Annotated in this window: 1 protein-coding gene; it reads right to left on the bottom strand. The window is 59.0% G+C overall.

The genetic code is table 11. The features are described from left to right. A partial coding sequence (locus tag XalbCFBP2523_RS15590; protein ID WP_158250800.1) for an AMP-binding protein occupies positions 1-919 on the bottom strand: 919 nt, incomplete at both ends.

Here is a 919-nt window from a genome sequence, read left to right as displayed (position 1 = left end):
TCCACAAAACCATCGTGACGCGCCATCGACACCCAACTCGAATACGTCGTGGTTTCCGATGGCCCGTACAGATTGCATAGGCGTTCGACTTGCGTCTTGGCAAAAAGATCCTCGACAACCTGACGCTTCAACACTTCACCGCATACGTTGACCGTATGTACCCCCTCGCCTTGCCCACCCGATTCCAGCCATCCCTTCAGTGCTGAAGGAGTGGTGTTGATCAACGTGACATCATGCTGATCTGTTTGCAGCGCCAGCAGATTATCGACCACCTCGATCGCCCCACCACACATCAGCGGCGCAAAGCATTCATAGACCGACAGGTCGAAGTTCAACGACGTGGAGAATAGGGTTTTGGCCAGGACTGATGCTTCGAAAGAGCGCTGAGCCCAGGTCAGCAGGTTCACCGTGTTGCGGTGCTCGACCATCACCCCCTTAGGCCGGCCAGTGGAGCCGGAGGTGTAGATCAAGTAGGCCAGATGGGCCGAGGTCAGGCCGTCGATCGACAGATTCGCCACCGACTGGGCATGCCAGTACGACTCATCCAGATTGACGATCGGCGCTGATCCGGCCGACAGCAGGTTCAAGGTCGATGTCTGCGCCAGAACAGCCACAGGAGCGCTGTCCTCCAGCATGTAGGCAAGACGTTCCACAGGATAAGTCGGGTCCAGCGGCACATACGAACCGCCCGCCTTCAGCACCGCCACCACCGCGACCACCATCTCGACACTACGCTGCACACAGATCGCCACGCGATGATCCGGGCGCACACCCAATCCGTGCAGGTAATGTGCCAACCGATTGGCTCGCGCATTCAACTCGGCATACGTCAGCGACACCTCACCCTGCACCACCGCGATGGCCGAGGGATCACGTACCACCTGCGCCTCGAACAACTCGTGCACACAGGCATCGCGCG

It is taken from the genome of Xanthomonas albilineans (assembly GCF_002939705.1).
Classification (GTDB): Bacteria; Pseudomonadota; Gammaproteobacteria; order Xanthomonadales; family Xanthomonadaceae; genus Xanthomonas_A; species Xanthomonas_A albilineans.
Note: the sequence above shows the minus strand (reverse complement) of the source record. Positions and strands in the feature narration are given on the sequence as shown.